This is a genomic window from Vibrio qingdaonensis (assembly GCF_026191675.1).
GTDB classification, from domain to species: Bacteria; Pseudomonadota; Gammaproteobacteria; order Enterobacterales; family Vibrionaceae; genus Vibrio; species Vibrio qingdaonensis.
Map to the genome: position 1 here is coordinate 57,250 of NZ_JAKRRY010000006.1, position 20,254 is coordinate 77,503.

Annotated in this window: 20 protein-coding genes; 13 read left to right on the top strand and 7 right to left on the bottom strand. The window is 44.3% G+C overall.

Going from position 1 to position 20,254, the window contains the following annotated elements; genetic code table 11:
- Positions 1 to 59: 59 nt before the first annotated feature.
- On the bottom strand, positions 60 to 722 hold the full coding sequence (locus tag MD535_RS06720) for a curlin subunit CsgB (protein ID WP_265674113.1): 663 nt from the start codon (positions 720 to 722) through the stop codon (positions 60 to 62).
- Between the two features lie 287 nt (positions 723 to 1,009).
- Between MD535_RS06720 and MD535_RS06725 the strand changes: the two genes are divergently transcribed.
- Genes MD535_RS06725 through MD535_RS06735 form a run of 3 tightly spaced genes read left to right on the top strand, consistent with a single transcriptional unit; the run spans position 1,010 to position 2,770 of the window.
- Positions 1,010 to 1,495, top strand: coding sequence for a curli production assembly/transport protein CsgE (locus MD535_RS06725; protein ID WP_265674114.1), 486 nt, complete (start codon positions 1,010 to 1,012; stop codon positions 1,493 to 1,495).
- A 10-nt stretch (positions 1,496 to 1,505) separates the two neighbouring features.
- Positions 1,506 to 1,916 (top strand): curli assembly protein CsgF, encoded by a 411-nt coding sequence (locus MD535_RS06730; RefSeq protein ID WP_265674115.1) that lies wholly within the window; start codon positions 1,506 to 1,508, stop codon positions 1,914 to 1,916.
- Positions 1,917 to 1,933: 17 nt separating this feature from the next.
- The gene (locus MD535_RS06735; RefSeq protein WP_265674116.1) at positions 1,934 to 2,770 is read left to right on the top strand and encodes a CsgG/HfaB family protein; all 837 of its coding nucleotides are present in this window, start codon (positions 1,934 to 1,936) and stop codon (positions 2,768 to 2,770) included.
- Positions 2,771 to 2,885: 115 nt separating this feature from the next.
- Here the strand turns inward: MD535_RS06735 and MD535_RS06740 are convergent, their stop codons facing one another.
- The 4 genes from MD535_RS06740 to MD535_RS06755 form a co-directional block, all read right to left on the bottom strand.
- The gene (locus MD535_RS06740; RefSeq protein WP_265674117.1) at positions 2,886 to 3,122 is read right to left on the bottom strand and encodes a hypothetical protein; all 237 of its coding nucleotides are present in this window, start codon (positions 3,120 to 3,122) and stop codon (positions 2,886 to 2,888) included.
- Positions 3,119 to 3,703 (bottom strand): thioredoxin domain-containing protein, encoded by a 585-nt coding sequence (locus MD535_RS06745; protein ID WP_265674118.1) that lies wholly within the window; start codon positions 3,701 to 3,703, stop codon positions 3,119 to 3,121. Before MD535_RS06745 ends, MD535_RS06740 begins: the two co-directional genes overlap by 4 nt.
- Positions 3,704 to 3,876: 173 nt before the next feature.
- The gene (locus MD535_RS06750; protein ID WP_265674119.1) at positions 3,877 to 4,554 is read right to left on the bottom strand and encodes a LuxR C-terminal-related transcriptional regulator; all 678 of its coding nucleotides are present in this window, start codon (positions 4,552 to 4,554) and stop codon (positions 3,877 to 3,879) included.
- A 300-nt stretch (positions 4,555 to 4,854) separates the two neighbouring features.
- The gene (locus tag MD535_RS06755; RefSeq protein WP_265674120.1) at positions 4,855 to 5,055 is read right to left on the bottom strand and encodes a restriction endonuclease subunit S; all 201 of its coding nucleotides are present in this window, start codon (positions 5,053 to 5,055) and stop codon (positions 4,855 to 4,857) included.
- Between the two features lie 493 nt (positions 5,056 to 5,548).
- Between MD535_RS06755 and MD535_RS06760 the strand changes: the two genes are divergently transcribed.
- Genes MD535_RS06760 through MD535_RS06785 form a run of 6 tightly spaced genes read left to right on the top strand, consistent with a single transcriptional unit; the run spans position 5,549 to position 12,674 of the window.
- Positions 5,549 to 6,505 carry an AAA family ATPase gene (locus MD535_RS06760; protein WP_265674121.1) on the top strand — a complete coding sequence of 319 codons (957 nt, stop codon included), beginning with the start codon at positions 5,549 to 5,551 and terminating at the stop codon, positions 6,503 to 6,505.
- A gap of 24 nt (positions 6,506 to 6,529) precedes the next feature.
- Entirely contained in the window at positions 6,530 to 7,540 is a 1,011-nt protein-coding gene (locus tag MD535_RS06765; protein WP_265674122.1) for a DUF58 domain-containing protein, read from the top strand.
- Positions 7,537 to 8,166: a DUF4381 domain-containing protein gene (locus tag MD535_RS06770; RefSeq protein ID WP_265674123.1), complete on the top strand. Its 630-nt coding sequence runs from the start codon at positions 7,537 to 7,539 to the stop codon at positions 8,164 to 8,166. Before MD535_RS06765 ends, MD535_RS06770 begins: the two co-directional genes overlap by 4 nt.
- A 2-nt stretch (positions 8,167 to 8,168) precedes the next feature.
- Positions 8,169 to 9,134: a vWA domain-containing protein gene (locus tag MD535_RS06775; RefSeq protein WP_265674124.1), complete on the top strand. Its 966-nt coding sequence runs from the start codon at positions 8,169 to 8,171 to the stop codon at positions 9,132 to 9,134.
- The gene (locus tag MD535_RS06780) at positions 9,127 to 11,037 is read left to right on the top strand and encodes a VWA domain-containing protein (RefSeq protein WP_265674125.1); all 1,911 of its coding nucleotides are present in this window, start codon (positions 9,127 to 9,129) and stop codon (positions 11,035 to 11,037) included. The genes MD535_RS06775 and MD535_RS06780 overlap by 8 nt, the downstream gene beginning before the upstream one ends.
- On the top strand, positions 11,037 to 12,674 hold the full coding sequence (locus MD535_RS06785; protein ID WP_265674126.1) for a BatD family protein: 1,638 nt from the start codon (positions 11,037 to 11,039) through the stop codon (positions 12,672 to 12,674). Before MD535_RS06780 ends, MD535_RS06785 begins: the two co-directional genes overlap by 1 nt.
- A 131-nt stretch (positions 12,675 to 12,805) precedes the next feature.
- On the opposite strand, the gene MD535_RS06790 is transcribed toward MD535_RS06785, so the two are convergent.
- On the bottom strand, positions 12,806 to 13,873 hold the full coding sequence (locus MD535_RS06790) for a porin (protein WP_265674127.1): 1,068 nt from the start codon (positions 13,871 to 13,873) through the stop codon (positions 12,806 to 12,808).
- A 412-nt stretch (positions 13,874 to 14,285) separates the two neighbouring features.
- The gene (locus MD535_RS06795; RefSeq protein ID WP_265674128.1) at positions 14,286 to 15,410 is read right to left on the bottom strand and encodes a porin; all 1,125 of its coding nucleotides are present in this window, start codon (positions 15,408 to 15,410) and stop codon (positions 14,286 to 14,288) included.
- 710 nt (positions 15,411 to 16,120) lie between these two features.
- On the opposite strand from MD535_RS06795, the gene MD535_RS06800 reads away from it, so the two are divergent.
- The 4 genes from MD535_RS06800 to MD535_RS06815 all read left to right on the top strand — a co-directional run bounded on the left by MD535_RS06800 (position 16,121) and on the right by MD535_RS06815 (position 20,252).
- Positions 16,121 to 17,167: a porin gene (locus MD535_RS06800; RefSeq protein ID WP_265674129.1), complete on the top strand. Its 1,047-nt coding sequence runs from the start codon at positions 16,121 to 16,123 to the stop codon at positions 17,165 to 17,167.
- 191 nt (positions 17,168 to 17,358) lie between these two features.
- Positions 17,359 to 18,408, top strand: coding sequence for a porin (locus MD535_RS06805; protein WP_265674130.1), 1,050 nt, complete (start codon positions 17,359 to 17,361; stop codon positions 18,406 to 18,408).
- 239 nt (positions 18,409 to 18,647) lie between these two features.
- Complete coding sequence (locus MD535_RS06810) at positions 18,648 to 19,538, top strand: DMT family transporter (protein ID WP_265674131.1); 891 nt, start codon at positions 18,648 to 18,650, stop codon at positions 19,536 to 19,538.
- Positions 19,539 to 19,634: 96 nt separating this feature from the next.
- Positions 19,635 to 20,252, top strand: a complete 618-nt coding sequence (locus MD535_RS06815) for a glutaredoxin family protein (protein ID WP_265674132.1) — start codon at positions 19,635 to 19,637, stop codon at positions 20,250 to 20,252.
- Positions 20,253 to 20,254: the final 2 nt, after the last annotated feature.

Genomic DNA, 20,254 nt, shown 5'->3' on the forward strand with positions numbered 1-20,254 from the left:
TCGATTAAGACTTCTATAAAAAGAAGCCATTTACTAAACCAATATCTGACCAAATGAAACTAGTTAGTCTGGTTTATATAAATTCTCATCGCTCCCGACGCGTTTACAATGGCCGCATCTCCTCCATCTTGAGAAATACCCAAATCAGCACCACCGGAACCAGCAACAAATGCAATATTATTGTCATTCTCTTGATTCACACTGAGCTTACTTGACGGATAAAGCATGTTTGCCTGACCAATTACAGCCAGATTATTGTTGCCATCTTGATTAATTAAAGCCTCACTGCGCGTACCCAGCTGTCCAATGGCGGCAGCATTTCCATCCCCTTCTTGATTGATATATGCAATATTTCCGCTACCTATTTGGCCGACAATAGCAGTATTACTTACACCCACTTGATTAACACTCGACTTATTTCCACGCCCAAGCCCCGCTTTAACTTGAGACACAATGACGAGGGAGTCTGTCGCATTGGTAATATTTACCTCTGAATAGTTATCTATGTCGTTGTTTCCACGATCCAAATCGTTATAGTCGTTAATCACATCTTGTCCCACCCCGTGGAGAAAATCACCGGTAGAATCAACCCCTCCGTTTGGAGCAAAAACTAACGAATTAGCCATAATCGGTAATGAACCTGTGAAAAGCCCTAGACAAACCAAAAAAGTCTTAGCTATCTTGTCCAGTTGAAAATTCGTCGTGTTCCTTATCACTTTCATGTGAGCTCTCCATAGTCACTCATTTGAAAATCGCACTCCCTTTTCACGCTGCTGTAATCTTATATTTCTATTAGCGGTCTAACCCTAAACTAAAATTGATTTCCTTAAATAAATAATCAGGATATTGATGTACTTTCACCGTTATTAAGTTGACCGAAGTACGAAGTATATTGTTGTTCAACTACACCTGAAGTTTATGTTTAAACCTTAAGAACTGAGTTAGCCTTAAGGATAATTACAAACCGTACTTTCTCATTTTTTAAACGGATTTTTGAATGGGACACTTCATGAAATTACTACTGTTTACCATGAAAGCTGTTTTGCTTATCTCTGCTTCTATTACTGCCACTAAGGCAGACAATAACTTGGAGAATGGTGCTCCCCTCGAAAACGGGAAAAGATTAGAGAGCCAAGGAGATAAACTCAAGGTTCCATTCAACGACTTTAGCGAAGTTGATGGGGTCATTGTCGATAGGACTATTACTCGGTTGGGTGAGGATTTTTACTTCTTCTTTTCTCAACAGCTTAATGACAGATACCCGAATCTTAAAGAAAACCTTACGATTAAGGAAATCCCGACAGCGCTCTCAGGTAGCATTATCGAAGTCTATCATTCTCGGAAAGCTATTTACCGGACAGCTCTATCTCCCGGGCGAAGGTTAGCGAAAGATAGAGCAGACGATGCTTTACAAGTCGTAGGTAACTACATTATACGTTGGCAAGCTGAGCGTCTTTATATGGATACTTTAGATCTCGAACATGATGAATTTTAAGGCGGCAAGGATGGCAAATTTACCACCTAGAATAATTTTAATCTTCGCATTAGCTTCCCCCTTTGCGATAGCAAGTGAATTGGTTTACACCCCTGTTAACCCGAGTTTTGGCGGAAACCCGTTGAACAGTACGATTTTGATTAATCATGCAAACGCAATTAACGACTATCAGGATCCAAATGCCAGTTCGTTTGATTTTGACGAAGAGTCGCCACTTGAACGCCTAGCATCAAGCTTGGAATCGAGATTGATCAGTCAACTACTCGCTGACATAGGCAACGGTAATACCGGACAGTTAGAGACCGACGATTTCTTTCTTAACGTGTTAGACACCAACGGATTGCTTACTGTACAAATTGTTGATAAGACAACCGGAGAATCTACTGAAATTAGTGTTTCTGGTCTTAACCCCGACCTGTAATTTACAAGGAACGTAGTATGAAAGGTCTACTTTATTTAAGCCTCGCCCTATTGCTCGGAGGCTGCGCGACATCACTCGATATACCCGACACCTCGGCAGAGCCGATACTCATGCCCCGCGGTGCAACTTATACGGATTTAATTTCACTGCCAAAACCTGCAGGAAAAATTCTTGTCTCAGTTTACGATTTCAGAGATCAAACCGGGCAATATAAACCCCAGCCAAACAGTAATTTCTCTACTGCGGTTCCTCAAGGAGGGACTTCCTTACTGACGACATCATTGCTTGATTCTCAATGGTTCATTCCTTTAGAGCGTGAAGGCTTACAAAACCTACTAACCGAACGTAAAATCATTCGTGCCGCTCAGAAAAAAGATAAAGTCATTTCTAATCACGGTGCAGATTTATCTTCTTTGAATTCCGCTAACGTTGTCATTGAAGGGGGAATTGTTGCCTACGATTCAAATATCCGTACGGGTGGTGTTGGAGCGAAATATTTAGGTATTGGTGCATCAGGACAATATAGAACCGACCAAGTCACCGTAAATCTTCGTGCCGTTGATGTGAGAAGCGGTCAGGTATTACTGAGTATCACGACGTCTAAGACGATTTCCTCTCACGAAATTGGATTGGGCGCTTTCCGCTTCATTGATTACAAAGAGCTGTTAGAAGTTGAGATGGGATACAGTAATAACGAACCCGTTAACATTGCCATTATGTCAGCGATTGATGCGGCCGTGATTCATCTCATCATTAAAGGAATGGAACGTGGTATGTGGTCTTCAAATGACCCAGAGGCAGACACGAATCCAATTATTGCTAAATATTCAAATGCCACAACTGAAATACTGTGATCTCAAAACAAATAGTTTTTATTAACAAATAGGGCTATGCGGAAAATGGATATTACCCGTAGCCCTATTTTTTTACCCTCGCTCATGGCGACTTTTCCAGAATATCAATGACGCACTAAGACTGATTAACGGCGAATCCTACGGCAAAGAGCCAGCTTGTCACGGCTAACATCAGCATTGGCAGATAAACCATAGGATGAGAAGAGTAATGATACGCGATACCAACACAGACCGCACTCAAGGCATTGAAGCACCAAGTTAACGACCGTTTTGATTGGAAACCGCCCAACACGGCTGGTGCACAAAGTACGCTGAAACAAATCATCGCTACCGCAACATCCTGTTCCATCATGATGCGAGTAACTCCGCGATTAATGCATCGAGTTCCTCAAAACTATTAAGCCGATGCAACACTACTTGCTTATTGCCATTAACGACAATCGTAGGTGTGGCATTAATACGATAAGCTTTCACTAGCCGATTAAAATCCTCTACTTGATCGTTTACTGACTGACAACGACTTTCAAATTTGTCTTGCTGTACACCACACGTGTCAAGAACCTCAACAAAATCTTCTCTGTACTGAGGGGCGTGATTGGCGCGAAAATGAATTCTGTGAATCAATTCCTCAATAAATGATTGCTCTAGCCCCTGCTCTTTGGCAACAATAAATGCCTCTTGCACATCGCGCCCAACCGGGCCGACACCTACAATAATTTCCCTAAAAGTCGCATTGTGTTGTTTTACAATTTGCATAATAGGGCCGTGAACCATGGCACAAGGTCCGCAAAATGGGGAGTGGAATAGCATAACCTGAGGCTCAATGCTTGGGGCATGCGTTAAAGTAAGGTAGTGCTGTCCCGCTTTATACGGCGATGCTACAGCAGAAAATTGAACGAGGGTAAATACCATCAAAGTAAACAGGGATTTCATTGGTAATCTCTAGCTAAAAACCTGAACGCTACCATAACGAAACATTAATTACTGATAAATTCTAAAATATGTAGAGATAAGAAGGGGAAACTGAAAAAACGATAGAAGAGAGTTACCTCTCTTCAATTTACATCATTCACATGGTGTTCGCTTTACGCCAAAATCATCGCCATTTAAACAAACTCGTTAGATGCGATATTATTTTTTGCCCATAGCAACGCCTGAAGGCGATTCTTTACTTTTATTTTCTTAAAGGTGTTGTGCAGATGTGCTTTCACTGTGTTTTCACTAACGAACAACGAATCTGCGATCTGCGTATTAGACGCCCCATCACCCAGCAACTTAATAATTTGTTGTTCGCGTTTAGTTAACTTCGAATAATAAGGACTGGTTTTTGCGCATTGGCGGCCACGATAAAACTTGATGTACTCAAACACCAGTTTGCGACTCATCCACATTTCACCACGTAAGATACACTCGAAACCCGTCACTAATTTATCGAGATTATCGGTTGAATAAAATATCCCCACTAAATGCTGCCATTTCAGCATATCGGCATGAGAAAGGTCTGGTGATGTATTAATTAGCACTTCTTGTACGTCAGCACCAAGGGTTTCACGGAGATCCTGATACCTCTCTATGTGTTTATCCGTGATTGCCTGATGATCAACAATCACGACATCAAAATTGTATTGTTTTAAGCTAAGCTTACAACTACTTAATCGCTCTGGAGAGACGAGCTTGATGTGAAGATCAACCTTCTGCTCAATCGAGTCTTTAAGTAAGCTTGACTGTAGATTATTTTCCGCCAACAAGATCGCTTGTCGGGTCTCAACTTCTACGGTCGACATAGCATACTCCCTGCCTGTGTAGGTTCCTAAAATTAACCCTAAAGTTAACCTCTTATTTACATCCGTCAAGTGTCGCCTTTGAGACATTATGACCACCGCCAGTGATAACAATATTATTATCATAAGGTTAGATGTTACGTCTCAGGAGTGAGACGATAGAAGCTTATTAAGTAATCTGTCCATTTTTTGTGACAAAGGTATAAGTACAACGTTTAATGGCATCGGTTCATATTGAAAGGAATTGAGCCGCGGTGTCGTAGATAACACCGCGTGGATAGACGATAATATTAATCAGATGACTTAGTGTAGTGGCGCGGCATTCTTTTCGCTAAACTTACCGAAGTACTGCTCTAATATTTCAGGCGTCAATTTACCTTCCGCTTCTAATTGTTTTAGCTTTTGTGCAATTTCACGTTGCTCTTCAATTGAAGGTAGAGAGACTTCTGGCTCACCTTCTGTCTGAGTAGACATCGCCTCTAACTCTTTCTCAAAATCACTCATAACCGATTACCTTTCCTAATTATACCAATATAAAGTTTCATCAATACGATGTTTAAAATTTTGACTAGTTTACTGGTTTTGTAATAACGAGGCTAGCGACAAGTCTACGTCGCCCCTTTACGCTAACCAGTAAGTACCAAAAGTGTCCGAAAATGGCGACTGCTGTCATGAACGCTTCGCACAAAACGCGCGCATAAAACGTACTACTTACGCCAGCAATTCGTACATACTTCACCCAAACGTCAACCTATTATGGCTGATGCATATTCTCTGCTATAGATTCATTCAAAGGGGATTGAACAATCCTCTCTAACGCCCTACATTATCGGGTATCGCAAATTCGACAAACGTCATAACTAGCTTGACAAAACAATGACATAACAGATGGAACTTTGTGAACCGTAGCGCCTCTACTTAATACGTCTAGATGATTTATATATAAGCCCGTTATGTCATTTGTCGTGGCTAGCTATCGATAAGAAGGAAATAATACATGCCTATGCAAGCCTTTCAACAACTCCAAAGTTACCTCGAGTCCCAAGTCATCGGCCAAGAAGCGTTGGTAAAACAATTGCTCATTGCCCTACTCGCCGACGGGCATATTCTTGTTGAAGGACCACCAGGACTCGCAAAAACAAGGGCAGCAAAAGCGCTAGCTGATTGTATTGAAGGCAGCTTTCATCGTATCCAATTTACACCAGACTTACTGCCATCCGACCTAACTGGAACTGACATCTATCGACCAGAAAGTGGCGAGTTCGAATTTAAAGCGGGCCCTATTTTCCATTCCTTACTGCTTGCGGATGAAGTCAACCGAGCACCTGCAAAAGTACAAGCTGCCATGCTTGAAGCAATGGCCGAGAAACAGATCAGTGTCGGGCAAACCACTTACCCATTACCAGAACTCTTTTTAGTCATGGCGACACAAAACCCAATTGAACAAGAAGGCACTTATCCTCTGCCAGAGGCACAGTTAGACCGTTTTCTAATGCATCTTGATGTCGATTACCCAGATGCAGAGAGCGAGTTAGCCATCCTCAAGCTCAATCGTGGCGAGGCACTTGGACATACCGTGCAACCACAACAAGCCATTTCACAATCGGATATTTTCAAGGCTCGCCAGCAAGTTCTCTCTATTCATATGGCAGACACTATTGAACGCTATATCGTTCGACTGATTATCGCGACTCGTCAGCCCGCTCAATACAGCGACAAATTAGCAAAATGGCTAGAAATGGGCGTGAGCCCACGAGCCACAATCGCATTAGATAGAGCAAGCCGTGCCCATGCTTGGTTAGCCGGGCGAGACTTCGTTAGCCCAGAAGATGTGCATGCCGTTATTTACCCTGTGCTGCGCCATCGCTTACTGCTCAGCTATCACGCACAAGCAGAAGGGATCACCGGCAATGATGTGGTGGACGAGCTTCTTAGCACTGTTACTTCTGCGTAACGAACATTTAGGCGGTATGCAGTTATGTTTTTTCGACGTCAATCTAACCAAGTAAGTCCTTTACAGCAAGCGATTGAGCAAGGGCACTTACCTACCTGTAACGGTGTTAGCCTAACCGTAGACGAACTTGCCTTTTACCAAACTCATGGCAAGCGATGGCAACCACCGGCAAAAAGTTTATGGTCACAGCTTAACGGCGCACATTTAAGCCCCCGCAAAGGACGTGGTATGACTTTTTCTGAAGTCCGTCAATATCAAGCAGGCGATGATGTGAGGCAAATAGACTGGCGGGTTACAGCGCGCACAGGCAAGGTTCACACCAAACTGTTTTCCGAAGAACGAGAGCGACCCGTTGTCTTGTTTCTTGATCTCACACCGAGTCTATTCAGTGGCACCAAACTGCTCCTTAAATCTGTTCAGCTGTGCCATTTAGCTAGCCTTTTGTGTTGGGTAGCGGTGGCCAATAAAGACCGTGTCGGGGCGGTGATTCGTACTCAAAATCGGCTTATTGAGTTACGACCTTCTGCATCAAAAGGCGCGGTTTACCAACTTCTTAACGCTATCGTTTCTGCGCACAACCACCAGCTAGAGCCTAATACGAGCATGTCTGCTGAGCAGCACCTCACCTTCGCGCAGCAAAAGCCAAGCGAAGTAAAAACGCAGGCGTTTGATGCGCTAAGCAATCTTTGCAGAAAAGGGAGTGAGGTTGTGCTTATCAGTGATTTCTCTACCGCGACAACCCAGGATTTTGACACCGTTAAACGCCTTTCTCAGCACAATCGAGTGCGAGCGATTCAAATATATGATCCACTCGAAATAGCCGAGTGCAACGGCAAAGGGCTACAACGCGTTCAAGGTAAAGCCGATGAAATGACACTAAACATGAGTAGCGATCGCACTCGTTCTGCTATCAAACAAGCGTATCTCAACCATCACAGCCGCCTGCAATATGAGCTCGCATCGTTTGGGATACATTTATCGCAAATTTCCAGTGGTGCGCCACTCCTTCAACAAATTTTAGAACGCCAATCATGACCCAAGAAACTATATCGCACCCATTAGAATTAAGCTCCCTTACCCTACCAACGGCGCCATCATGGTGGCCACTTGGGCCGGGATGGTGGATATCAGCATTAGCTCTCGCTTTCATTATCGTCTGTTCGATATTTTGGTACAGACGCAACAAGCAGAAAACGCGAGCCAAACGTGCAGCACTTAATTTATTTAAGATAGAGCGCCACACTTTAACCCCATCTTCCGCTATAGAAGTCGTCCGACAAGCGGCGCTGAGTTACTACCCAAGGCAAGATATTGCGAAGTTAAGTGGGCAAAGTTGGTATCAATTTTTAGATTCACAACTGGCGGAGAATGTCTTTTCTCCCAATCAAGCACTGTGGAATCAGGCGCTTTACTGCTCGCAACGTGCTTATAATTCCCAACATACTTATAATTCTCAATATGCTTATAGCTCTCCTCGCGCTCAAATGCTCAATGGCGCCGCCCAGACTGATATCAACGAGCAAGTTCAACAGGACAGTAACGCCCTACCGACGGTCTCGCATCCTAGCTTGGAAGGCCATACTTTAATCGCAGATTGTGAGCGTTGGATTCAACAAGCACTGCCGCCAAAACGGAAGTATCGCAATTGGAATAGGGGGTAGTCATGTCACTGTCATTTGAATGGTGGTGGATGTTTTTTCTTGCTCCGTTGCCCTATGTTGCTCATCGAATATTGACGCCGAATATCGCTTCCACCCGCGTCATCCTTCCGCATTTGACTGCACTTCCAGAGCAGGCTAATCGGATGGAAACTGTCAGTAAAGTTTTGGCAATTAGCGCATGGTTACTGCTCGTAATCGCCAGCGCTCGGCCTGTTTGGTTTGGAGAACCCATTGAGATCCAGCCCAAACATCGAGACATGATGTTGGTTATCGATCTTTCTTACTCAATGAGTAAAGAAGACATGGCTTATCAAGGTGAATACATAGACCGACTTACGACGGTAAAACACGTCGTCTCTGACTTTGTCGATAAGCGCAAAGGGGATCGTATTGGGTTGGTTTATTTTGCTGACCATGCCTACCTGCAAACACCGCTAACGTTTGATAAAGAAACCATTAAGCGTCAACTGGATCAGACTGTATTGAAGTTAATCGGTACACAAACCGCAATTGGCGAAGGGATAGGGCTGGCGACAAAAACCTTTATCGACGGTAATGCTCCGCAACGTGTGATGATCTTACTCAGCGACGGCAGTAACAACGCTGGCGTTATCGACCCCATTAAAGCAGCGGAAATTGCACAAAAATACCAGACAACGATCTACACCATCGGTGTTGGTGCCGGTGAAATGCAGGTGAAAGACTTTTTCATGACTCGAACGGTAAATACCGCCGAAGATTTAGATGAAGAAACGCTAACTCAAATCGCGACCATGACTGGCGGCGAGTATTTTCGAGCCAGAAACGCACAAGATCTTAGCAAAATTTACGACACGATTAACGCACTGCAACCGATCACTCAAGCGTCTCAAAGTTGGCGACCTCAAACCGAATGGTTTTGGTTACCGACTTTACTCGCACTGATGTTGCTGAGCGCGTTACTTTTCATTAGGAGAGACGATGTCTGACTTTATGTTCCTTTATCCTCAGGCTTTATGGTTACTGCTCCCTGCAATCATAGGTTTAGCCTTGTTAAGTTGGTTAAAACGCAGTGGGCAAGCGAACGCGTTGATGGCACCTCATTTAACCGCTTATTTTACTCAAGCGAACTCAGGGCACTATTTACGTTTACCTGCGATTTCGGTACTGATCGTTATTGTCATCATTGCCATCGCCGGGCCGAGTTTTCAAAAACATGCCGTACCCGCCTCGCAAACTAACGACGCGAGAGTGTTGGTGCTGGATATGTCTCAATCTGTTTATGCTAATGACATAAAACCCAGTCGACTTGCTCAAATTAAATATAAAGCTCAAGACCTGTTACCGCTACTAAAACAAGGACAAACGGGGCTTATTGCTTATGCAGGTGACGCCTACACCCTGAGCCCTCTCACGACCGACTCCGCGACATTAAAAAACCTGATTCAGCATCTTTCGCCTGACATTATGCCTGTTCAAGGAGCTCGCGCTGATCTCGCGGTAGCGCAAGCCATCACCATGATGAAGCAAGGAGGGGTCAATCAAGGTGAGGTCATCCTATTTTCTGATGACCTAAGCGATCAAGAGCAATCCAATATTGAAGCGTTGTTAAGTGATGGTCCTTGGACCCTATCAGTGTTAGCTTTCGGGTCTAAAGCGGGTGCACCGATTCCGCTTCCAGATGGTTCATTATTAAAAAATAAAGCGGGAACAACCGTGGTTGCGAAGACCAACTTCCAAGCTCTAAAACAAGTCGCCAACATAAACGCTGGTCAGTTTAGCGCCTACCAAAGCAACAATGGTGATATTGAGCGGCTGGTCCGCACATCAATAAATCCCTCGTTTGATAACGAAATCCAGCTGGATGCCGCTGAACAATCGGTCACCACTCATGTTAACAACGGGATTTGGTTACTGCCTTTCATCTTGTTACTCATGCTGCCTTTATTTAGAAAAGGATTGATCTTCACTCTGCCTCTATACTTTATCGCACTCGTTTCCACCCCCTCCCCAGTGGCGGCTTCCCCCATCGCTGGTTGGTTTAAAAATAGTGACCAAAATGCGTATGATGCCTTTCAAGACAAACGCTTCGAGCAAGCGGCGAACGAATTCACCGATGCGCAATGGCAAGGCGCAGCCAAATATGAAGCGGGTGACTACGCCGGGGCAATTCAAGCATGGCAATCACTCAATACGACTGAAGACATTAACAACTTGGCTCATGCGTACGCCCAAAATGGGGATTTTGAACACGCCATTTCAAGCTATGAAACCGTACTAGAACGGGAACCGAACAACCTCGCCGCACAGCGAGACTTAGCCACTGTTAAACAGGCGCAACAGCAACAGCAACAGCAACAGCAACAGCAACAAGATTCTGATTCGCCAGACCAGCAAGGGCAACCGGAACAGAACAGTAACAGCGCCAACAATGAAGAAAGCCACGCCGACGCTTCACAATCACAAAACAATCAAGGTTCCACGTCGCAAGCGGATTCTTCTTCGGCTAACTCTTCACAAGCCGAACCTTCAAAAGAAAACAGCATGGCCGATCGTGAACAAAAGCCGTCGTCAGCACAAGAAGCAAGCGAAGACAACGTGCCTAACAATACGCAAGGACAACAACCCAGCGATGAACAAAACCTAACGGATAAGCAAGACTCAACAGTCGACGTCCAGGCAGGGAAGAATGCCCAAGAAGCGGACACCAGCAGCGACACACAAAGTAATAATGCCATATCGCAGCACGATCAATTAGAGGCGTTGGAGCCAGAATTACGTCAACTCGAACAGGTAGAATCAGCGCGAGATCCGAGCCGCCTTATTCAAGCCCAAATGTTATTGCAAGCTCGAGATAGAGAACCACCTACTGCTCAAGGGAAAAACTGGTAATGAAAAACATGAATTTGCATCCTTTGCTCCTAGGCTTATTACTCACCTTGTGTGGGCTTATCAGCTTTCCCTCTTGGGCTTTAAACGTGACCGCTAGCGTTAATAAAACCAAAGTCAGTAAAGATGAAGTCATTCAACTGCGAGTGGTCGCCGACGAAAAACTCGATGGGAATAAGGTCTCTTTTGATGCGCTGAGCGGTGACTTCTATACTGGTCGCGCCAATTTTAGTTCTTCCGTTAACATTTTAAACGGCTCGCGAACGGACAGTAGTGTGTGGACTATTGCCATTGCACCACAACGGATAGGTAAAATTGTCATTCCAAGCTTTGATGTTAATGGGGTAAAAACGGCGCCAATCACCCTGTCTGTGACGATTGATGAACAAACGCCTACCACCGACGACATGATCGAGGTCAGAACACAAATCGGCAAACAGCAGCTGTTTCCTAAAGAAAGTACCTTATTAGACGTGCGGATTATCGTTAAAGTAGACCCTCGCCTGTTACAAAACCCTGAACTAGTGCAACCTATCGCCAATGGCGTATCGTTAGACGCGATTGGAGAGCCAAAGCAATACCAAGCCGTATTAGACGGTGTCGATGTATTGATCATTGATCAACAATATCGAGTGACAGCGAAAGACGCTGGTGACTTTACTCTTCAGGCCCCAACACTCAGTGGCGGAGTACTCTATGGAAATAATCGGAGTGGGTCGACTAAAATACTCACTCTAAACCCAAAAGCACCGACACTTGCCATAACAGTGCATCCTATTCCTGAGAACTATCAAGGTATTTGGCTCCCCACTTCCAAACTTTCAATGACACAATCTTGGCAACGTGCTGATGGCAGCCTTGTGTCGTCTAATGACACTGAAATGGCGACAGGCGATGCGCTCACTCGAACCATCACATTAACTGCGATGGGATTGACGGCAAACCAGCTCCCTAACCTTTCGATAAAAAACCCAGACGCGTTTCGCGTCTATCCAGAAAAGCCGACCTTTACCGAAAATAGTGATGGTTCAGTCACCATGACCACCAAACAAGTATTAATTGCCAAACAAGCCGGGAATTATGAGTTACCCAAGATCATAGTGAATTGGTGGAATACCACCACGAACCTCGCTGACCAATCCACATCGCCCGGATTAACCGTTAGCGTGCAACAAAGCGATGAAGCCCCGATTTCATTTGCGCCACCAGATGTAGCGCCCCCTGCAGAAGTGGTCAAAGACGCTGGGCTTTGGCCATACCTCAGTGGCATTTTGGCGCTGCTTTGGCTATTTTCGACATTCATGTGGTACAGGGCAAGCAAACACGCACCACGTTCAAACGTTGAAACGCTGCAAACGGGCGACAGTCATTTGCCTATCAAGCAACGTTTAATACAAGCGATCAAAGATAACCAAGCCATTGAGGCGCAGTCTGTCTTCCATATGTGGATTAAGTCGAACCAAGGTTTGTCGGCATCAACCGTGGCACAAATTCAAGCGCAGCTTACTGAGATGAGTCGCTTATCACTCACTGGCGAATTAGAGCGCAATGAATCGAGTTCTTGGGATTCAAGCCATGTGATCGGATTAATTGAAAGTGCAAGGTTAACCAAAGAAGGCCATGAATTACCGCCGCTATAAGACTATTCAATCGGATTTAGTGGATGAATAATCTCGTAAGACTTGAAATACTGGAGTACTACCCATAAAAAAAGCGCCCTTAGATGGGCGCTTTAAGCAATGATTAACGCATTGTTAACATCGATGGTCACTTATAGGTAGAAACGAGTACCGATGATGAATTGGTGATCTTGCTGTTTCTTGTACTTGCCTTCACCTTGGTTGTCGTAGTTGTAACCCGTGTAGGCACGTAGACGAGGTGAGATAGTGTATTCAGCTTGAACAGATGTGCCAGATTTAACGTTTAGACCTAGCTCGTCATCTTTCATCACTTCATGCTTAAGAATCAGGTTTAGACCCATGTCTAGACCGTATGCAAGAATTGAATCGAACGCTTTAGTATCTTTAAGTAGAGCGTTGTTATATGAGTTCATGTACTCGTTAGACGCGTAAGTCGCAGCTACGTAAAGACCTGCACCGAAGTTACCGTATTTACCAGAAACCAGGTGAGATTCAGCAGTGCGAGCAATGCCACGCTCTGTTAGGTTACCAGAGTTGAATGCGTAGTTTGCGTTAAAGCCTTCAATTGAGTAACCAGCAGCGATTTGTGCACGGTTTTGTGAGTGCAGCACTACATTTTTTGATGTAGAAACAACATTTTCTGAAACAGTCGATACAGTTTCCGTTACTTGGTTAGCACCCTGCCAACCCGCGCCAAGCGTCAATGCACCAGCGGTATCAAAATCGATAGTGTTTGAGTAAGCAACCATCTTCTCAGCACGAGCTGTACCGAAGAAACCGTGGTTGTCGTATAAGAAGTCATTTGACCAACCGATTGGCGTATCAACAACACCTGCCGCCATGTAGTAAGGCGACCACTGTGTACCAGCAGCTAGGCGGCCGTAAGTCTCGTGACCAAGACCGATGTAGCCTAGACGAGTCTTGAACGTGTTTTCAGCACCTTCAAGCATGTTCATTTGCCATTCTGCTTTGAAGTCAGCCTTGAAGCCGTTACCAAGGTCTTGGATTACTTCAATGTTTAGACGTGGAGATTTCTCTTCTACACGTGCGTCTTGACCCTTGTGCGCGCCAGTTAAACCAACAGTTACGTGACCGCCGATGTTCATCTGCGTGCCTTCTTTGTTGTAAACTTCTAGTGCGTTTGCTTGAGTACCGATTGCAGCAGCAGTTACTGCAAGTGCTAATAGTGTTTTGTTCATTACGATTTCCATATTGACGGCTTGTTATCGAGCTATATCGCCCGATAGGTGTTTAAAGTGTTTCTTTAACGAGAGAAGCTGGCAGGCCGCTCGGTGTTAAAGACGCTAAAAACGTGAACTTGAAATATGGAATTACTTTAAATTGAGAGTTCCCGAATGTGTCGTAAAACAAACTGAAATTTTAGAGAGCCGAAAACGGGAGAATTACCCGTTTAAAAACAACATCTTAAATATAAATATTTATAAGTAGTGAGAACTTTACACCTATTCATAGTTTTTCTTTTCTTTTTCCCATTAGTTCTGTGAATCACTAGCGACTTACTACATTTAAAATAAAAATACCAGACACAAAAAAGCCGCTCACAAGGAGCGGCTTTTATTAACCTGTTGGTGCTAAATGGTCATTTTTTCCTTATAGGAAGAAACGAACACCTGCCATCCATACGTTGTCACGAGCGTGGTCTTCTTTGAATTGACCAGTACCTTGAAGGTCGAACTCGTAACCCGCGTAAGCGCGCATGCGTGATGTTACGTCATACTCAGCTTGGATAGCTGTAGTCGAGTAAATTGTCTCACCTTGGTATCCAGCACCAAGAACTTTATCACCGTCATATTTAACTGATTCGTAGTTAATAGATAGGTTTAGGCTGTTTGAAAGACCGTACGCTAGAATTGCTTCATATGCTTTAGTATCGTCTAACTGAAGACCATTAGCTTTAGTTGCGCTAACTGTCGCGTCATAGCTATTCATGTAGTCGTTCATTGCATATACACCAGCAACATATAGACCTTTGCCGTATGTACCGTATTTAGCAGAAACTAGGTGAGAAGTTGCTTTGTCATCTAGAATTTGAGCTGTACCAGCTTTAGATGCAATGTCACCACCAGTGTAAGCATAGTTAATACCGAAACCAGCCACGTCATAACCAAGAGCTACTTGGGCACGCTGGCCTACGTGGTACTTACTCTCTTCCACTGCAGGCGTAGCATCGGCATCATTGTTATTGATGTCAGATGCACCTTGCCAGCCTAGACCTACGTTCAATGCGCCAGCATTAGCGAAATCGAATGCGTTAGAGTACGCAACCATAGATTCAGCACGGCCAGTACCTAGCGCGCCGTGGTTGTCGTATAGGAAGTCATTCGCGAAAGCGATTGGAAGATCCGCAACGCCACCAGCATTGTAGTAAGGTGCCCATTGAGTACCTACTGCAACACGACCCATCTCTTCATGGCTTACGCCGATGTAACCAAGACGAGTAGTGAAAGAGTTGTCGCCGCCGTTAAGCATGTTAAGCGCCCACTCACCTTTAGCATCAGCAGTAAAGCCGTTGCCTAGGTCTTGAGTCGCTTCAAAGTTGATACGCGGAGAAACAGAGTTTACGCCAGCTGCTTCTGATTCAGCGTCCATAACGCCTACAGAAACGTGACCGCCTACTGCGAAAGTAGAACCGTCTTTGTTATAAAGCTCAACTGCTTGTGCAGATGTACCGAATGCTGCAGCTGCCACTGCTAGTGCGATAAATTTTTTGTTCATTGGGATTTCCATATTTCAAGTTTTGTGCGCCAAACATCTACATAATGAATGACATAACGTACATGAAGCTGTTACGTACACAGACATAACACCTATGCATGTAACCCACTTAATGTAACGCTGGATTAACATGACGGAAATCACTCTAACCCTAAAGTTCCCAAAGCTTTCATAAAAAGACGTAAAAGATTAAAAACAGTGTTTTCTATTTTTATTAACCATTTAAAAACAAATACTTATAATAAATATAAAAAACATAAAACAACCTAAATAAGCCTGAATTTCACTCTCTTTTATTCTAATTGAGCTTTTACGGCGCATTACTTGACACTCTCCCACCTTTTTATTGCTGTTTTCTTGTGCGTAGTTTCAATTGTTTAACGCTCTTCGCTGTCCTTTAACCTAGTGCGAAAGCATCACTCAAACCTCGTTATATAGGTGTAAAATTCCCCATACCCGTTCAATGATCGACTGGCGTATGTGGCTCTGTATGCTCCCCAAACATGAAATTGGTTATAAAAATGCCAATGAAGTACGCAATATATGAGCTACAGGTCACAAAACTAGCATAAAACTTGAACTTACCCCTTTCGGATCAGGAAAGTTCCGAATGCCGTTCTATTCTTGCTTTAGTTACTGATGTGTATGCAGGCATTGGTAAATAGCAATGGCGACATTGCAGTGGTGATACAAATTAAAGGAATATAATTATGAAAATGGCAGCCATCGCAGCAGCGATTACGACAACACTCGTCTCTGGTTCAGCTTTAGCGGCAGAGGTTTATAATTCGGATGGGACTTCACTCGGTGTAGGTGGTCGAGTTGAATTTCGTGGCGACTTTTTAGGCCGCTCAAGTGGTTCAAAACTTGACGGTACTATGGATAACCAATCTCGTGTCCGTATTAACATCGACGCAAAAACCAAAATCAACGATGACCTTTCTGGTCTAGGTTTCTATGAAGCTGAGCAGAGTGCTAACTCGTCAGGTGATAACGATAAGGGTACTAATGGTATTACGTTCAAACAACGTTATTTATTCGCAGGCTTAGAAACAAATGGCAACACGGTCACATTCGGTCGCCAAGATACCGCCGGTGTTCAGATCTCTCAAATGTCAGATAAAACCACTTATACTGGTGCACAGAAAGAGTTCATTTCTTCTGGTAATGAGCAAATCAATAACACCATCGCCTACTCCGGTTACTTCATGGATGCACTGTCCGTTAAGGCTAGCTACATCGCTGGGGACGGTAAAAATACTGATGGCTATGGTATATCAGGTATCTATACCCTACCTTTCGGTTTAGGTGTTGGTTTGGGTTATTCGGGTAATGGACTCGGCGAAACTGGTGGCGGAGTAGATAAGGGAGATGGTAACCAAGTCATCGCTGGTCTTAACTACACATTTGGCGGTTTATATGTAGCGGGTACTTATACACAAGGTTCAGGAGCAGACACAAATAAAGATAAAGACTTTACTGGCTATGAATTTGCCGCTATTTACTCATTTGAGAATGGCTTTGATGTTCTTGGTGCCTACCAAAAAGGTGAGCTAGACGATGGCACGACAAAAGTTGACAAAAGCAATTTTTACGAGTTAACTGGTCGCTACCGCTTTAATTCCTCTATTCACACCTATCTTTCATACAAAATGAATAACTTGAAAGCTGGTGAGTTTAACGATTCGACGACTGGCGCAGCGTCAACCTATGATGCCGAAAATTCTATGCGTTTAGGTGTTCGCTACGACTTCTAATTAATAGATTCATATAAGGAATAGGGGCGAATTTTTCGCCCCTATTTTTTTGCAAAACTATTAGACCGACTCAACCTCACCTCAATGAAACCAAACTGCAATATCTCTTACATTTCGCTGTAACAACCAAACCCTAACCTACCTGCATTCCAAAAAGACATGTGTCTACAGAGACTTAATAGGTAACTAAAATGAAAAAAGCAGTTTTGGCAAGTGCAGTACTGGCAGTGATGGCATCAGGTTCAACCCTCGCAGCAGAAGTATACAATTCTGAAGGTACGTCGCTGAAAATCGGTGGCCGTGCTGAGTTTCGTGGCGATTTCATTGGCAACGGTGGTGAAGAAATCAAAGGTACGATGGCGAATAAATCGCGTTTCCGTATTAATGTCGGCGGTGAAACGCAGATCACTGATAACCTTACCGGCTTTGGTTTCTACGAAGCAGAGCAAGGGGTTGAATCAACTGGTGATAAAAAGGCGGAAATCGAATTAAAACAGCGTTATATGTACGCTGGTATCGGCACTCAATTCGGTGACATTTCATTTGGTAAACAAGATACGGCTGGCGTACAAATTTCTCAAATGTCAGATGCAGGCCAAATCTGGACTGGCGGACAAAAAGAATTCATCAACGCCGGTAACGAGCAAATCAACAATACTATTGCGTATGCCAATACTTTTGCTGACGCCTTTGATGTAAAAGCCAGTGCAATTTTGGGATCGGATAAAAACACCGATGGTTATGGCTTATCGGGTATCTACGCGACACCATTTGGTCTTGATATCGGTTTAGGCTACGCGCAAAACGGTTTAGGCACTGAACCAACAACGAACGAAGACAAGGGTGACGCAGACCAAATCATAGGTGGTCTAAGCTACTCTATCGCCAGTTTGACACTAGGCGGTACGTATACGCAAGGCACCTACAAGAACACTGGTAGCAGCGATACGAACTATAACGGCGTTGAGGTTTCTGGTACCTACAAATTCGACGGTGGCTTCCGTCTAATGGCAGCTTACGCAAAATCAGAAATTGAAGGCAAGGGCGCTAGCCAAAACAAATATAATAAAGATGATTTCATTGAATTAACGGGTCAATACCACTTCAATAAATCACTACGTACCTACCTATCCTATAAAATCGATAACCGTAACAAAGATGATTATAGCGATATCGATGGCACGAAAATCAGCTATGACGTTGAAAATACCCTACGTCTAGGTCTTCGCTACGATTTCTAGACATCTCTGAGTCATCAAGAGCGAAATGAATACAGCAAGTCGAGGTCATGTCCTCGGCTTGTTTGCATTTGGTCTCTACTCTTGACTAAACAAGATCGTCAATCCTTGCTTTTCTCCTCTTTCTAAAGCCCTTACCCTACCAACCAGTAAGACTCTGCCGAGGATAATCGGTTAAGTGTCAGTTTCCATAGTCATGTTTCCATAGTAATATCAGCCAACCAACACTAAGAACCCATACTATGAGTCAATCACATCACCCGCTTCAAGGCGCAGTTTGGATGCTATCCGCTGGCGCCGCTTTTGCGCTAGTCAATAATATTGCCCAAATTGTTAGCATTAATCACGGCATGTCGTCGACCATGATTGCTCTCATTCAATATGCGATTGCACTTATTGTTATCCTCCCGACCCTTCGCAACAGTGGACTGTTTCGCTCGCTCCGCACCCAGCATTTTGGTGCACACCTTTTCCGTATCCTACTCTCTGTCATAGGTATCCAATTATGGATGTGGGCGCTCGCTTACCCCGTGCCTATTTGGCAAGGGATTGCGTTGCTAATGACCTCCCCGCTCTTTGCGACATTAGGCTCAGGGCTAATCCTCAAAGAGCAAGTGGGATACGCCCGCTGGTTTGCCACAATATGCGGCTTTATTGGCGCTCTGGTAATACTAGAGCCTTGGTCAGATTCTTTTAGTTGGGCGACGTTGCTTCCTGTTGGGGCCGCTTTTTTCTGGGCTTGTTATTCTTTGATGGTCAAAAAGCTATCTGCACATGATTCTCCGTCTACGATGGTGATCTATTTACTGCTGCTCATTACCCCATTTAATTTCATGTTAGCGCTGCCTACGTGGTCTCTGCCATCCACGGGGCTCATTTGGGTCTATCTTATTGGGGCTGGCGCGTTAACCGCATTCGCTCAATGGGCGATTGTAAAAGCATACTCCGTCGCCGACGCCTCATTCGTGCAACCTTTTGACCACGCAAAACTACCGATGAACGTGCTTGCCGGTTGGCTAGTATTTAGTTGGGTTCCGCCTGGGCGCTTATGGATTGGCGCTGCTATTATTATTGCATCCATCGCGTTTATTACTCACTGGGAAACAAAATCTAAAAGTCAGTCCAAAAAATAATCACCCCCAGGTGAAATAAATCGGTGATGAGAGCGTTCTTATTCTTATATGGACAAGTGTTGTTCTTATATAAATACCGTTAAGAGGCAGATAACCATGGCAAAGCCAATCAAAGTCACACTGTATCGCTGGGCTGGGAGCTGGGGACCGTTCAAAGTCACCATTCCCTGTGGTGAGTGCACGCTAACCAAAGATATTCTTAAAGATACATTTTCTCACGAGTTAAATGGTGTGCCTGTAGAGCTGGAAGTAAAAGATTGGCTGTCTAACTGGTGGGAACCACTCAAAGTCGGCGCTTGGCACGCACCGATTATCATGGTTGAAGGTAAAGTTATTAGCCAAGGAGAAGCGTTAAACCGTGGCGTACTGGTGCAGTCCATTATACAAGAATGGACCAAGCAAGATGACCTAACAGGCTCTATTGTCTTCGGTAAAGAAACCTGCCCTTTCTGTGTCAGAGCCAAACAACTTCTCAATGAGGCTGGAATTGAATTCCAATACCATGATGTGGTTAAAGACAGTGCGGCGCTGTATCGAATGATTCCTGAAGTCAAAGCTCATATCGGAGAGAAAACCCCCGTTACCGTCCCGCAGATTTGGATGGACGGTGAGTACATCGGTGGCGCTGAGCAATTAGAACAATGGTTAGCAAAGCAGCCCATCACTTCTAGTACGAATAACATTCTTAAATTTAACGAAAAATCAGCATCTTAGCC